Annotated in this window: 11 protein-coding genes; all 11 read left to right on the top strand. The window is 48.9% G+C overall.

The genetic code is table 11. From position 1 onward, the window contains the following. The first annotated feature begins 14 nt into the window (after window positions 1-14). The 11 genes from A6049_RS20635 (at window position 15) to A6049_RS20585 (ending at window position 15,114) form a co-directional block, all read left to right on the top strand. A complete protein-coding gene (locus A6049_RS20635; RefSeq protein ID WP_231952803.1) occupies window positions 15-923 on the top strand; it encodes a carbohydrate ABC transporter permease in 909 nt (302 codons plus the stop codon). Between the two features lie 135 nt (window positions 924-1,058). Further along, window positions 1,059-2,696: a type 2 periplasmic-binding domain-containing protein gene (locus tag A6049_RS20630; protein ID WP_095206173.1), complete on the top strand. Its 1,638-nt coding sequence runs from the start codon at window positions 1,059-1,061 to the stop codon at window positions 2,694-2,696. A gap of 196 nt (window positions 2,697-2,892) precedes the next feature. Continuing rightward, a complete protein-coding gene (locus tag A6049_RS20625; protein ID WP_063566459.1) occupies window positions 2,893-5,115 on the top strand; it encodes a helix-turn-helix domain-containing protein in 2,223 nt (740 codons plus the stop codon). A 44-nt stretch (window positions 5,116-5,159) separates the two neighbouring features. Beyond that, on the top strand, window positions 5,160-7,472 hold the full coding sequence (locus A6049_RS20620; RefSeq protein WP_063566458.1) for a glycoside hydrolase family 3 N-terminal domain-containing protein: 2,313 nt from the start codon (window positions 5,160-5,162) through the stop codon (window positions 7,470-7,472). Further along, complete coding sequence (locus tag A6049_RS20615; protein WP_063566457.1) at window positions 7,469-10,570, top strand: alpha-mannosidase; 3,102 nt, start codon at window positions 7,469-7,471, stop codon at window positions 10,568-10,570. The genes A6049_RS20620 and A6049_RS20615 overlap by 4 nt, the downstream gene beginning before the upstream one ends. 139 nt (window positions 10,571-10,709) lie before the next feature. Next, on the top strand, window positions 10,710-11,585 hold the full coding sequence (locus tag A6049_RS20610) for a sugar phosphate isomerase/epimerase family protein (RefSeq protein ID WP_063566456.1): 876 nt from the start codon (window positions 10,710-10,712) through the stop codon (window positions 11,583-11,585). Between the two features lie 12 nt (window positions 11,586-11,597). Then, entirely contained in the window at window positions 11,598-12,470 is an 873-nt protein-coding gene (locus A6049_RS20605) for a sugar phosphate isomerase/epimerase family protein (RefSeq protein ID WP_063566455.1), read from the top strand. Between the two features lie 214 nt (window positions 12,471-12,684). Beyond that, window positions 12,685-13,476, top strand: a complete 792-nt coding sequence (locus A6049_RS20600; protein WP_063566454.1) for a hypothetical protein — start codon at window positions 12,685-12,687, stop codon at window positions 13,474-13,476. A gap of 118 nt (window positions 13,477-13,594) precedes the next feature. After that, window positions 13,595-13,822, top strand: coding sequence for a hypothetical protein (locus tag A6049_RS20595; RefSeq protein ID WP_053782996.1), 228 nt, complete (start codon window positions 13,595-13,597; stop codon window positions 13,820-13,822). A gap of 79 nt (window positions 13,823-13,901) precedes the next feature. Then, on the top strand, window positions 13,902-14,462 hold the full coding sequence (locus A6049_RS20590; RefSeq protein ID WP_063566453.1) for a hypothetical protein: 561 nt from the start codon (window positions 13,902-13,904) through the stop codon (window positions 14,460-14,462). A gap of 220 nt (window positions 14,463-14,682) precedes the next feature. Then, window positions 14,683-15,114: a VOC family protein gene (locus A6049_RS20585; RefSeq protein WP_063566452.1), complete on the top strand. Its 432-nt coding sequence runs from the start codon at window positions 14,683-14,685 to the stop codon at window positions 15,112-15,114. Window positions 15,115-15,211: the final 97 nt, after the last annotated feature.

The following is a 15,211-nucleotide window of genomic DNA, read 5'->3' as shown; positions in this document are numbered from 1 at the left end:
GGAGGAGCTCATCCATGTTCAACCTGATGAATCGTAACCGGATCAAGGACCCGCTCGGTGACCGTATCTTCATGACATTCAACTATATCTTTCTGTTCGCCATACTTCTAACAGTGTTTTACCCGCTCTTGTATATCATCAGTTCTTCGTTCAGCTCCTCGCGTGCCGTTACATCCGGTCAGGTGTGGCTGTTCCCGGTAGACTTTAACATTAAGGCCTACATCTCTATTTTCAAAAGCCAGCAGCTCATGCTCGGTTTCTACAACACGATCATCTATACCGTTGTAGGCACATTTATCAATGTGGCGCTAACGGTCATGCTCGCGTATCCGCTATCGCGCAAGTCGTTTTACGGACGGGGTGCCATCATTATTTTCATGATGATCACGATGTTCTTTGATGGCGGTCTGATTCCAACCTATCTCTTGATGAAAGACCTTCATCTGCTGGATACACGCTGGGCGATGTGGCTGCCAGGGGCGCTCGCAGTGTTCCAAGTTATCGTAGCGAGAACCTTCTTCCAATCTTCCATCCCGGAAGAGCTGGGGGAGGCGGCGGAAATGGACGGATGTCGGGATATCCGGTATTTGATCAGCGTGGTTCTTCCATTATCGAAGCCGATTCTGGCGGTCATGACCCTGATGTATGCGGTGGGCCACTGGAATGCGTACTTTGATGCCCTGATCTATCTTCGTTCCGAGAAGCTGTTCCCACTCCAGTATGTGCTGCGCAATCTGCTAATTCTAAACGCCGCAGACCCAGCAATGTTGGCCAATACGAGCCAGCAGCTAAGAGATCAGGGGTTCGAGCAGGTCCTGAAATACGCACTGATCGTAGTCGCCAGCATTCCCATTCTCATCATGTACCCGTTTGTGCAGAAGCACTTTGTTAAAGGGGTTATGGTTGGCTCGCTCAAAGGATGATCTTTGTCATCTGCGTCCGTTACGCCACTTGAAAGGAGGTGGGGGAACACTCCGGCTTCCGGCTTCCGGGATAAGGTTTAACACGAGTACGTAATCAGAATGTTATGCCGTTTTCAACAAAAAGGAGGAGTCAGATTGAAAAAATCTTGGATTTCGATGTTGTTTCTGGTCTTTGCTTCGATGGCTTTGTTGTCCGCATGTGGTTCATCCGAGGATGCGGGTACAGGGAGCGACGGTAGCGGGGAGAGCGGTGGCCCGGTAACGATGACCTTCTTTGCCCCCCAAGGTAAAGCGTCCATGGAAGAAAATGAGTTCACCAAATTTATCGAAGACAAGTTCGATGTTACCCTGAAATGGGATCTGGCCCCGACGGACGCTCTGCAAGACCGCAGACAATTGCTGCTGGCGAGTGGGGATTATCCCGAAGTGTTCCTCCATGGCAAGTTCACGACCTCAGACCTTCAAACGTACGGAAAACAGGGCGTGTTCCTCCCGCTGCAGGATCTGATCAAGCAGTACGGTCCGAACCTGTCCAAGATGATGGAGGAGAAGCCGTACTTCAAAGAAGCGGTAACTGCGCCGGATGGCAACATCTACGCTCTGCCGATTTTCAATGAATGTTACCACTGTACGTATGCACAGAAATACTGGATTAACACCGAGTGGCTGGACAATCTGGGTCTCAAAATGCCTACCACGACCGATGAACTCTACACGGTTCTGAAGGCGTTCAAGGAACAAGACCCGAATGGCAACGGCAAAGCTGATGAGATTCCACTCACGGGTGCACCCAACAAGTACGTGTGGAACGGCAACATCGATGCCTATTTAATGAACAGCTTTATCTATAATGACAACGATAAATATCTGATCGTGAATGATGGAAAGGTTGATTTTGCAGCGAATAAGGAAGAGTGGAAAAAAGGGCTGGAGTACATGCACAAGTTGTATGCAGAAGGCCTGATTGATCCGGCTTCCTTCACACAGAACGATCAGGCAATCGGGCAGTTGGGTAACAAGGAAGGCGATGAAGTGGTCGGCTCCATTACGACAGCGCTGGTCAGCTACCTTGTGAACACGTATGACAAAGATATCACCCGCCACCAGCACTGGGACATCGTGCCTCCGCTGAAAGGGCCGGATGGCGTGCAGACGACAGGCGCTACGCAAAGCGTAGGTGAGTTCGAGTTTGCCATCACCAATAAAGCGACCGAAGCACAACAGATCGCTGCGATCAAAATTGTAGATTACATGTTCAGTGAAGAAGGTGCCCTGTATGCAGAGTACGGTCCGACAGAAGGAAAGGGCTGGAAGAAGGCGGATGCCGATGAGAAAAACATCAATGGTGAGCCTGCCAAATACAGCTACTACAACCTGCCTGAGCGTGACCCAAATGTTGTAGTCAACGAGAGTTGGTCACAGATCGGAGCACATGACTTGTCCAATACGTTCCGCAATCTGTTTGCAGAAGGTCAGAACCCACTGGAAGCGGAGGGTTACGGTACACGTCTAGCGCAAGCAACCAATGTATATGAACCTTATGCGCCAAAAGAAGTCTATCCTGCGAACGTATTTATCCGTCCTGAAGATACAGAAACCGCTGCGCAGCTCACGACAGCCGTCAAGGATTACGTGATGACCAATATGGCTCAATTCATTATCGGCAGCAAGAGCATCGATAAGGAATGGGGCGCGTACGTGAAAGGTTTTGATGGTCTGGGACTCAGCAATTACCTTGAGATTTACCAGCGTGCGATTGAGAAGAATCAATAAAGCTTGATGAATTCATGAATGAGGCTGTCCCGATGCCAACACAGGAATCGGGACGGTCTTCTCCTTTTGACAACCCCACTTCATCCGATATAATTTACTGAATATTTATGGAAAATTAGCGACCAGATTGGCGCGGTTGTCATTCCAGATTATGCAAAATGCTCATGCGTATAAACAGTGGTGGGGGGCCTCGGAGATGAACAACAGTTGGTTTAGACGTTTGCTGCTATCGTATTTGCCTGTTTTTTTTATCGTGACCACAATCCTGTTTATTATCTTCTTTCAGGTATTCAATGAACAGAACCGGAGAGAAGCACTCAAGGCCAATGAATTTCTGGCGTCACAGGTAACGCAATATTTGGACAATTCACTACGTTCCATTGACTTCAAGGTGCTGCGTGATATTTTGACCAATCCCAACCTGAAAAATTATTATTCGGTAACCGGAAGCGAGGATGTGTATGCCGGAATTCAAGCAGTCCAGGTTATTGATGAATTAAAAATAGAGTATCCGCTGATTGATTCCATATATCTGGTGAGATACAACGACGATACGGTATTCAGCAACGGCAAGGCAGTGCCGATTGAGGAATTCCCGGATGCAGCGTTTATTAAAGACAGTCGTGCTGCGGCAACGCAAAAGTGGGTGGGGGCGAGATCCTTTAAGGCATTCCCGACAGAGGAAGGAAAACAGGTCATTACACTCATTCGCGGTGTCGGAAACGGCACGGGTCTTGTGGTTGTTAACGTCGATCTGCCGACCTTGCAGAAATCCATCATGCAGATGTATGACCCTGAATTCACCTTCGTGAATATCTTCAATCGCTCGGGTGGCAATCTGTGGGACGGAGGAATTCAGGATGGAATTACAGCGGTTTCTCCCAAAACAGACTCAGGTGAAGTATTCTCCGAGTTTACATCCAGCTACAGCGGCTGGAAGGTACAGACGGGACTGAATAATGGCAAGATCGTCAAATTTGCCCTGAAATTTTATAATATCTGGTTTGTTTTTGCCGTTGCTGTTGTCCTGATTGGTGTGATATGGGTGATCTATGTGACACGTAGAAATTACAAGCCCATCCAGCAGATTGTCACGTTGATTGAGACGGTGGCTTCGCAGAAACAGCCAGGGGCGGGTTATACGAAGGATAACGAGTTCCGTTTTATCCAGACTACGCTGGAGCAAATGATTGATCAAACTAAGCAATATCAGGAGGAGCATGAAGAGAACCTGATTTTGCAGAAGAAATATTTCTTTCAGGAGCTGCTGGAGGGTACGCGGGACTTTACCGGTAGTGAACTTACAGCGGAGATGAGCAGGTTCAAGCTCCCGCAGTTAGAGAATCGATGGGCTGTAATGGTGGTGGAGATTGATCAGTATTCCCGGTTCATGGAGGAGTACCACAATCAGGATCAATCCCTCCTGAAATTTGTGTTATCCAGCATTCTGCAGGAGAGTGCAAGGCACGAGGGCACCGAAGTATGGGCAGAGTGGATATCGGATCAGCGTCTGTATGCCATACTCTGGATTCCCGAAATGGAGAAAGGTGAGGAGACCGAGCAGAGACTGCTCTCCGGTTATCTGGACAGGGTTGGGCAGTATTTGAACTTCACCGTAACCATTGGTATTGGAAGAGTGGCAGTGGATGTCCGTGGTCTGAGAGCTTCGCTGAAGGAGGCGGTGCATGCCTTGGAATACAAGGCTGTGCTCGGCATGAATCGGATCATTCCATGCGGGGAGGTACCGAACTCAACCAATGATGTGTATGAATTCCTGAAGACGATCTCTTTGCTGGTGCAGGCGATGCGACTCTCGGAAGATGTGTGGGAGAATCATTTTGACCGCTTGTTCGAACAGATCCATGAATCCGTGCTCTCCCGCCAGGAGATTATGAATACGGTCCAATTGCTGTTCCAGCACTATAACCGGGAGTTCGCAGAACTTCCACGAGAGTATCAGGAGCGATGGGCATCTGTATTTACACCACTTCTTCCTAGGTTGGAAGGTTGGGAGACGTTGGATGATTTACGCGCGCTGTGCTGGGAAGGTTTCCGTGAGCTGGCTGATGAGATGCAGACGCTTCATTGCTCCAGAAAACATAGATCTCATATTCTTGAAATTCGCAAGTATATTGAACAGAACTACAACAACCCCGAGCTGTCACTGAATTATCTAAGTGATCTATTTGATATCAATCCGAAATATTTAAGCAAGCTGTTTAAGGACGAAATTGGTGAGAAGTTCGTGGATCTTCTGATTAGTCACCGTATTGAGAAGGCGAAGCAGCTCATGCTGGAGACGGATAAGGCCATTCAGGAGATCAGTGAGGAAGTTGGGTATACGAATTACAATTCCTTCAATCGGGCGTTCAAGAATGTGGTGGGTGTAGCGCCTAGCGACTACCGAAAAGCCATGTGAGCCCATGCACCAGACTAAGCCGAACTCATAAGGAGAATGTGCATATGGACTATAAAGATGCTTCACTTCCCGTTCAGGAGCGGACCCAAGATCTGCTCGGGCGGATGACCACGGAGGAGAAGATAGGGCAGCTGATCCAGCCGATGGGGTGGAAGACTTATGTTAAGGAAGCAGATAGTACGGTTCAGGTTACAGATGAGTTTAAAAAGGACATCGCAGAGGGCGGGATGGGGTCGTTGTATGGAGCACTTCGTGCTGATCCCTGGACGGAAGTGACGCTGGAGACTGGCCTAACGCCTAGGCAGGGAGCTGTTGCCACCAATGAAATTCAGCGGTATGCCATGGAGAACTCCCGGCTGGGCATTCCCATATTGTTCGGGGAAGAGTGTTCTCACGGGCATATGGCCATTGGGGCAACCGTATTCCCGGTGCCGTTAGCAGTAGGAAGTGCTTGGAACACGGAATTGTACCGCAAGATGTGTGAAGCGATTGCTGTGGAGACTCGGAGCCAGGGAGGAGCGGCAACATATTCGCCTGTGCTTGATGTCGTACGGGACCCGAGATGGGGACGGACGGAGGAATGTTTTGCCGAAGATCCATACCTGATCGGTGAACTAGCGGTTGAAGCGATAAAAGGTTTACAGGGTGACCGGCTCGATTCTAATCGGACGATTGTGGCGACACTCAAACATTTTGCAGCCTATGGCAGCTCGGAGGGTGGGCGCAATGCTGCTCCGGTGCATATGGGACTGCGAGAGCTGCACGAGGTGGATCTGCTGCCGTTCAAGAAAGCAGTGGAAGCCGGAGCATGTTCTGTCATGACAGCGTATAACGAGATTGATGGTGTGCCTTGTACGTCGAGTTCGTATCTGCTGAATGATCTCCTGCGCGAGCAATGGGGGTTTGACGGATTTGTCATTACTGACTTTGGTGCAATTCAGATGCTCGTCAATGGACACAACACCGCGGAGAACGGGGAGCAGGCCGTCGCTCAGTCGCTTAAGGCAGGGGTGGATATGGAAATGTCCGGGTACATGTACCGTAAGCATCTCGGGCAGGCCCTGTCGCAAGGATTAATTGAAGAGCAGGATCTGGATACAGCGGTAAGGCGGGTGCTGGAGATGAAGTTCAGACTGGGCTTATTCGAACAACCTTTCGTTGATCCTGACTTTGCAGAGCAGGTGATCGGATGTGAAGAACATATTCAGCTGGCGAGAAAAGTCGCGCAAGAGGGAATCATTTTACTCAAAAATGAAGACAACACCCTTCCGCTCGGTAAAACAGGTACAAAACTGGCGGTCATTGGCCCAAATGCGAACCACGTCTACAACCAGCTTGGCGACTACACCTCGCCGCAGCCGAGAGGACAGATCGTTACGGTGCTGGATGGGATTACGCGCAAGCTTGGTGCTGACACCGGAAAGGTGCTGTACGCACCAGGCTGCCGGATCAAAGGGGATTCCAGAGAGGGCTTTGCGCAAGCGCTCGCCTGTGCTGAAGAAGCAGACACCATCATTATGGTGATGGGAGGGTCAAGTAGCCGGGATTTTGGCGAAGGGACCATTGATCTGCGGACGGGGGCATCCGTTGTTACGGATGATCCATGGAACGATATGGAGTGCGGCGAGGGGATAGACCGCTCGTCTCTGAACCTGATGGGTGTTCAATTGGAACTGGTGCAGGAAGTACATAAGCTGGGGAAACCGGTTATTGTCGTATATATTAACGGCCGGCCGATTGCTGAATCATGGATTGATGAGCATGCCCATGCCATTGTGGAAGCGTGGTATCCGGGGCAGGAGGGAGGCAACGCTATTGCAGATATTCTGTTCGGTGATGTGAATCCATCTGGTCGTCTTACCGTCTCCATTCCCAAGCATGTAGGTCAGCTTCCGGTCAGCTACAATGCCAAACGCACTCGGGGTAAGCGATATCTGGAGATCGATCTGGTACCACAATATCCGTTCGGCTTTGGGCTGAGTTATACAGAATTTAAGTACGAGAATGTAAGAGTTGTGCCGGAAGTGATCGGACCAGACGATGAAGCAGAGGTGCAGGTAGAAGTCACAAATACGGGAGTGGTTGCGGGAAATGAGGTGGTGCAGCTGTATATTACGGATGTATCGGCTTCGGTCACCCGAGCCGAAATTTCGCTGAAGGGTTTCCGTAAAATTCATCTGGAGCCGGGACAGACCCAGATGGTGACGTTCCCTGTGCAAAAAGAACATCTGGAGCTGATCAACTCCCGTCTTCAGCCTGTTGTGGAGCCGGGTGAATTCAAGCTGATGGTTGGTAGCAGCTCCAGAGACTGGGCTGCTTGTAGTTTACACATCCAGAAGGTGGGGGTGGAGGTATGATTCGAATTCAGCGATTCATTCAGGATCTGGCTCAGCAGCAATGGACGGATACCATTGAACTTCTAGAGTGGCAGATGCAGAAAGCCAAGTATATCCGTCCTGGCGAATACGAGTATGAACAGGAGAATGCGGCTGTTCAAAGCTTGAATCCGCTCCATAGCAACCATGGAACGACTTATTTTCTGAGCAAAACCGTAGAGATTCCGGCTAATTGGGAGGAAGATGTGGTCGGATTGATCTTCGAGGCCGGGGGTGAAGGGCTGCTAAGGGTAAATGGCATGCCTTATCACGGACTGGACCGCAATCATGGGTATGTACCGTTACCGAAGAGCCGTGTGGGAACTACGCCTTTGCTGGAGATTGAGCTATATGATCCCATACCGGAACCACATGACCCCTTGAATCGACAGGCGGTCATCCAGCCGCCAATTCAGGGTATCCGAGCCGCTTTGGTTCGTGTTAATTCGCCTTTACAGAGTCTAATGTATAGCATTACGGTACTTGCAGAATCACTCAGAGCATTGCCGGAGAAAGACTTAAAGCGCACCCGTCTTATTCGGGATATTCATCAGGTGATGGATAAGATGTACAACAAGCCGGAGCGCTGGAGTGAAGCGGCGTGGGTGCAGCATTGGGAAGAATGGCTCGCACAGTCGGTGCAGGAGGAAGACCCGGAAGAGTACCGGGACGGATTCATGCATCTGGTTGGGCAGTCCCATATCGATATTGCCTGGCTGTGGCCTGTGCGTGAGACCGTGCGCAAGTCCAGCCGCACCTTCTCCACGATGTGTACTTTGATGGATGAGTATCCGGAGTTCGTGTATTCGCAGAGTCAACCACAGCTGTATGCATTCGTGAAAGAGCACTATCCAGAGCTGTACGAACGAATCAAAGCCCGAATTGCCGAAGGCCGCTGGGAACTAGTTGGTGGCATGTGGGTAGAGCCTGATCTGAACATTCCGAGTGGCGAGTCGCTGGTGCGGCAGATCTTATACGGGCAGAACTTTTATCAGGAGGAGTTCGGCAAGCGTTCAAACATCGAGTGGCTTCCTGACACGTTTGGCTACTGTGCTTCGCTGCCACAACTGCTCAAGCTGGCTGATATTCCTTATTTTATGACCACCAAGCTCAATTGGAATGATACCAACGTTTTCCCGTATGATCTGTTCCACTGGGTGGGCATTGACGGCACCTCGGTGCTTGCGTATCTCAATCATGGAGTGAATGAACATACCCGGCCCAAGGATGTCGATGAGCACTGGCAATCCTACAAGCAGAAGGATGTACACCCCGAGCAAATGCTGCTGTATGGGCATGGCGATGGTGGAGGCGGGGTAACGAATGAAATGGTTGCGTTCGCAGAGCGATCCCATTTCATGGTTGGGCAGCCCATCAGCAATTTCAGTACAGCTGGCGCGTTTTTCGAAGAAATTTCGAACAACAATCCTAAGCTGCCCAAATGGCATGGCGACTTATATCTGGAACTGCACCGTGGAACCTATACAACCCATGCGCGCAACAAACGGAGCAATCGCAAAGCGGAGGTGTTGTATCGGGAAGCGGAAATCTGGGGGCAGTTTGCCGGAGTTGAAGCAGCTCAGTCGAAAAGTGATCTGGATGAAGGCTGGAAGCTGATTATGTTGAATCAATTCCATGATATTATCCCGGGCACGTCCATTCCCGAGGTATACGTAACATCTATGGAAGAGTATACGAAAGTATTCGCTCTGGGGACATCGGCTATGGATGATACTCTTGGCCGTATTGAGGACCGCATTGCGACAGATGGCTTCGACGGTCTGCCCTATGTTGTATTTAATAGCCTAGGCTGGGAGCGGGGAGAAGTCATTACGATTACAGGCGACGAGAAACTGAGCGGTATAGCAGCGTTTGACCATCAGGGTAATCGTCTGCCGAGTGACCTTGAGGCAAATGGAGACGCACTGACCTTGTCAGTCTATGTCCGATCTATTCCGGCCTTTGGATATACAACGTTATGGCTACGCCATGAACCGGATGCCAATCTGCCTGCATTGAAGCAGGATGAATCCTTTCCTTCTGTCTGGGAAACGGACTTTTACACGCTTGAGTTTAACGATGTAGGAGAGATCACCAGATGGTATGACAAATCCATGCAACGGGAGTGGCTGAAGCCGGGCGATAAAGCGAATGAGTTACAGTTTTTCCATGACAGGCCAACGTATTGGGATGCTTGGGATATTGATCCGCGGTTTGAATCGCAGCGAGCAGGAGTGGCAGAGCTGATCTCCAAAGAAGTAGTACAGCGTGGAGTAACGCAGGATATCCTTCGGTTTCACTGGAAGTTAAACGAGTCGGAGATTCACCAGGATATTATCCTGTATCGTCATCAGCGACGTGTTGATTTCAAGACAAAGGTGAACTGGGCGGAGAGCCATAAGCTGCTTAAAGTGGCTTTTCCCGTTGATTTGCTATCAGCGAAAGCTGCCTATGAAATCCCGTTTGGTGCGCTGGAGCGCCCTACTCATAACAACACCAGTTGGGAGCAAGCCCAGTTTGAAGTGTGTGGTCACCGCTGGGCGGATATCTCTGAGGGCAACAGTGGTGTAAGCCTGCTGAACGATTGTAAATATGGATATGACATCAAGGATCAGACGATCCGTCTTTCCCTGCTCCGTGCTCCTAAATGGCCGGATGAACATGCTGACCGGGGTGAGCATGAATTCACGTATTCCCTGCTGCCGCATCAGGGAGATTGGCGGGAAGCGGGTGTGGTACGACGTGCGATGGAACTGAACTACCCGGTTCGGGTTGTTGCAAGTGAACGACACTCTGGCACATTGCCAGCAGAGCACAGCTGGGTTCATTTCCATAGTGAACATGTCATTCTGGATACGATTAAGGCTTCCGAAGACGGTACGGGAACGGTACTTCGTTTCTATGAGTCATCTGGTGGAAGAGAAACGGTTGAGATTCAATGGGCTGACGCGCGTATACAGACGTCTGTAGTCAATCTGTTGGAGGATGATATTAGACCACTAGCTTGTCATGAAGGGAATTTTGAGCTGACGTTCAAGCCATATGAAATTCAAACCGTGAAGCTGGTCTCAGCAGATTAGTCTCAAGAAACCGGATAAGAAATGATCGGAGAAAAAGGAGTGACCGGGTAGGGGTCGAAAATTGTATAGAGCATTCCGTCCATCATGAAGGCTCACCAGGAATGAAAAATCAAATACCGATTTAACGGGAGGGTATGGCATGAAATTAACAAACAAGATTGGCGTGATCGTGGATAGCTTCGGTGTAGGTGTACGTGAAGGATTAAGCAAAGCGAAGGATGTAGGTGCAGAAGGCGTACAGATCTATGCAGTCCATGGAGAGATGGACCCTGAGAACCTCTCTCCGACAGCTCGCAAGGAGTTAAGAAGTTATATCGATTCTCTTGGTCTTGAAATTTCTGCCCTGGTTGGCGATTTGGGTGGTCACGGGTTTCAGGTCAAGGAAGATAATCCGTGGAAAGTAGAGAAGTCCAAGCGCATCGTGGATCTTGCTTTGGATCTAGGTACAAATATCGTCACAACACATATCGGTATTGTTCCGCACGATCCTTCCTCCGAAGTGTATGCCACACTGCATGCCGCATGTGAGGAACTGGGGCAATACGCCAAAAGCGCAGGAGCCTACTTCGCGATTGAGACGGGACCGGAAACGGCAGCAGACCTGAAAGGATTTCTGGATACCCTGTCGACTAACGGGGTTTCGGTGAATTTTGACCCGGCGAACATGGTGATGGTTACCGGAGATGACCCTGCACGAGGTGTTCATCTGCTCAAGGATTATATTGTGCATACCCATGTGAAAGATGGTGTGCGCCTGAAGGAAGTAGACCCGAGGGACGTATACGGTGCAGTAGGATATGCGCCTATGGATCATGAGAAAATTGCCGAAATGGTCTCTTCCGGAACATTCTTCCGTGAGGTACCGCTGGGCGAGGGCAGTGTGGATTTTGACGCATACTTTGCAGCCCTTCGGGATATTGGCTACAAAGGTTATCTGACGATTGAACGCGAGGTAGGCGACCAGCCGGAACAGGACATTCGCAAAGCGGTTAAATTTATCCAACAATACCGATAGGGAGCTGAGCAGATGAAGGTGGGCCTGAGTACGTATAGCTTGTTGAACGATCTGAATTCAGGTGAAATGACGGTTCTGGATATCATCGACTGGATTGCTGCGAATGGTGGCGAGCATATGGAGATGGTTCCGTATGGCTACACCGTGGAGGACAATCCTGATCTCGCCGACGCCATTCGGGAGCGGGCTGCTTCTGCGGGTATTGAGCTGTCCAACTATTCGATGCCTGCGAATTTCGTACAGGAGACGGAAGAAGCTTTTGAAGAAGAGATAGCTCGGGTCAAAAGACATGTCGATGTTGTACACCGGATGGGTGTAAAGCATATGCGTCATGACGTAACGGCGTTTACTTTGCCTAAGGAGAAAATGACCATTGCCTGGTTTGAGGAAAATTTGCCGCTGATGGTGAAGGGAAGCCAGATCATTGCTGATTATGCTGCACAGTTTGGCATTACAACAACCATTGAGAATCACGGCTTCAGTGTGCAGGCCAGTGATCGTGTGCAGCGTGTGCTTCATGCTGTAGATCGTCCCAACTTCAAAACGACACTCGATATTGGCAACTTCATGTGCGTGGATGAGAATCCGATTATCGGGGTCATGAAAAATCTGCCGTACGCTTCTCTGGTCCACTTCAAAGACTTTTATTTCCGCCCTTATGATGAGCATCCGGGTGAAGGGGAATGGTTCACAACCGCTTACGGCAACTTCCTGCGCGGTGCCATTGTTGGGCAAGGCGATATTCCAATTCGCAAAATTGTGAGGCTGATCAAAGACTCCGGTTATGATGGTAACATTACGATTGAGTTTGAGGGCATGGAGGAATGCAAATCTGCTTCCAAAATCGCCATGAGCAACCTGCGCCGCTTCTGGGAAGAGGCTTAGGGCAATCATTTAGTTTTACATTGTGGGGCCACTTTAAGGAAGTGGCTCTTTTTGCACTTCTTATGTTGGAAAATATACTCGTCTTTGTGTTAAATAAGTCATTATTCAGGGATGCCCAGTCCCGTGATTATGATAAAGTATAATAAAGCGAAGCGCTTTCATATTTTCTAATCAAGATAATTATAAATAATATTAATAGAAATGGAGAATGTAGATGACGAACTTATCGCTCGAAATTCAAAATGCGGACGGTGTGGTGCTCGAAACGCGGACGGACAGTGAACAAGTAAATCTTGTGTACAGACAGGCTTATGGATCAGGGGACAGTATCGTTCTAAGAAGCTCTGATGTAAACGTATATCTGATCATCCAGCTGGAGGATTCCATGAACCCGGCTTTCGTTTATTTTACAGGTGAGGAGTATCGTTATGCCATTCCTTTTGACGAGAAACGAGTGTCCTATTCACCAAAGTCATTTACGGGTGACAAGCATGTTCTACATGCTCGGTTGGCTACACGTGAAGAGATTGAGGCATATAAAAATGTAGCGCTGAATCCTTATGATCAGCATGGAAACGAAAGCTGTTTTCCCCATGCCTCCGCCAACGTGGAAACCCGTGGAGAGTCCGTATTTGCAGCACGTAACGCCATTAATGGCAACAGCGCCAATGATTCACATGGCGAGTGGCCTTACGAATCTTGGGGGATCAACCAGCGGGATGATGCTGCCATTACAGTCAACTTTGGACGTACGGTGTCTATCGACAAAGTAGTCCTGACCTTGCGTGCAGATTTTCCCCACGATAACTTCTGGGAGCGGGTTACTCTTACCTTTTCCGATGGCAGCTCCGAGCAGGCCAGTTTGATCCAAACTCATAAACCACAAACGATCGAAATTCAGTCGAAGGACGTGGAATGGGTAACGTTAAGCGAACTGATTAAGTCGTCAGATCCCTCTCCATTCCCGGCATTAAGTCAGTTCGAGGTGTTTGGTCGCGAAGCCTAAATTCATTAACATTAATTGGTTCTCGATAAGGATTAAGTTACGATCATCACAAGTATGGTATAATAGATCTATTCAGCCTGGAAAATGACTGGCTATGGATAGGGGAGATCACTGATCTATGCAGGTATTCGAGGACTGGAACCAGAAAGTGAAAAAAACGTTTAATGCTACGAATCCCGAGGTTGTATTGACGGTATCTGAAGCAGGGAGTTTGCTCGGTCTGACCAAAGATCAGATGAAACTTTATGTAGACAAGAATAAACTAACTAAGGTCCCGATCATGAGAAGTGTTCACCGATACCTCTTGTTGAAAAGTGAAATAGATAGCATCGTAAAAACGCGCTAACCTCATAGGATCGACCGCAGCCATTTTACCGACAGGATTCGGGAGAGTGGTTTTTTTTTGGAGATAGGAGGAACAGACCATGCTGAGCAAACTCTCGAGAGGGCTATACCATTGGGTGAATTGGAAATGGGTGGTGGCTTCAGTTGTTATTTTTGCATGCTTTATTGCATTCATTCTTCCCTGGCAGGCGGCGAAGTCGGAAGAAGTAACAGGAAGTGGAGAATCACCGGATACATCCTTCCTGTATTCGGCAAATGATCTCTACCAGATGGCTGAACAATATGGCGAAGAAGGGCGTAGCGCTTATATCCAGGCACGTTTTACATTTGATCTCGTCTGGCCGATCGTTTATCTGTTCCTGTTGTTGGTTTTGTTGTCTATTCTGTATCGAGTGATTCCGCCAGAGAATCGCTGGCGAAGGCTTAATTTGCTTCCAGTTGGAGGATGGGCCTTAGATATGCTTGAAAATGCAGGTGCCTCCTTGACGATGTATCGTTATCCTGTACATACTCCCGTGGTAGCAGAATTGACTCCGATTTTTACTCTGCTGAAATGGTGTCTCATCTCTGCCAGTTTTGCTGCGCTGGTACCGGGTATTATCCTATCAATCTTTCATTATGCTCGCACAAACCGGGGATAAAATAAGGAATACAGGACAATCCTACCACTGGATGATTTTTGTGCCCCAGTACTGCTGGAAGTGGAATGAATAGTGGTCAGAGCCCCTTTGGAGAGGGGAATTTGTTCTTAGAGGAGCTTGTGGAAATACCTTCTTGTCAATGGACAACCTATTCGTATATACTCTTGTCGCAAGTGGCAGGAATGGTTCAATTACATGATATCAAGGAGATGAAGCACGAATGGCGATTAGCTTGAATGTGTATCTTGTAACGGATGGTAACGGACGTGAAGCAGTAGAATTTTACAAAAAGGCATTTGGAGCGGAAGTGCTGGTTCTCCAGACATTTGGCGATGGTCCTTCTAACCCAGACCACCCCGTACCTCCCGAAGCGAAAGACCGCATCATGCATGCTTCTTTGCAGATTGGCAGTTCTGTACTGATGTTATCCGATACATTCCCTGGCATGCCTTATATTGTGGGTAATCATGTGAATGTTACGGTGAACACGGATACTGCGGATGAAGCCAAAGAAATTTTCAACCAGTTGCAAGACGGTGGCGAAGTGAAAATGCCGATCCAGGAAACATTTTGGAGTCCAGCCTACGGCATGGTTATCGATAAATTTGGCGTTCAGTTCCAGATCAGCTGTACAGCAGCCAACCATCAGTAAAATGTAAGTTAGTGTCTCTGACATAGAAGATAAAACTACAAAACCTCCAGGACATGAGTAACGTGTCTGGAGGTTTTTTTGTGACTCCTGCAAGGAG

It is taken from the genome of Paenibacillus sp. O199 (genome assembly GCF_001636635.1).
Classification (GTDB): Bacteria; Bacillota; Bacilli; order Paenibacillales; family Paenibacillaceae; genus Paenibacillus; species Paenibacillus marchantiae.
The sequence above is the reverse complement of the archived record's forward strand: the minus strand, read 5'-3'. Positions and strand labels throughout refer to the sequence as shown.

Coding starts and splice junctions, on each gene's coding strand:
- A6049_RS20625 (WP_063566459.1), top strand. CDS start 2,893: ATGAACAACAGTTGGTTTAGACGTTTGCTGCTATCGTATTTGCCTGTT.
- A6049_RS20605 (WP_063566455.1), top strand. CDS start 11,598: ATGAAGGTGGGCCTGAGTACGTATAGCTTGTTGAACGATCTGAATTCA.
- A6049_RS20635 (WP_231952803.1), top strand. CDS start 15: ATGTTCAACCTGATGAATCGTAACCGGATCAAGGACCCGCTCGGTGAC.
- A6049_RS20590 (WP_063566453.1), top strand. CDS start 13,902: ATGCTGAGCAAACTCTCGAGAGGGCTATACCATTGGGTGAATTGGAAA.
- A6049_RS20610 (WP_063566456.1), top strand. CDS start 10,710: ATGAAATTAACAAACAAGATTGGCGTGATCGTGGATAGCTTCGGTGTA.
- A6049_RS20585 (WP_063566452.1), top strand. CDS start 14,683: ATGGCGATTAGCTTGAATGTGTATCTTGTAACGGATGGTAACGGACGT.
- A6049_RS20615 (WP_063566457.1), top strand. CDS start 7,469: ATGATTCGAATTCAGCGATTCATTCAGGATCTGGCTCAGCAGCAATGG.
- A6049_RS20600 (WP_063566454.1), top strand. CDS start 12,685: ATGACGAACTTATCGCTCGAAATTCAAAATGCGGACGGTGTGGTGCTC.
- A6049_RS20620 (WP_063566458.1), top strand. CDS start 5,160: ATGGACTATAAAGATGCTTCACTTCCCGTTCAGGAGCGGACCCAAGAT.
- A6049_RS20595 (WP_053782996.1), top strand. CDS start 13,595: ATGCAGGTATTCGAGGACTGGAACCAGAAAGTGAAAAAAACGTTTAAT.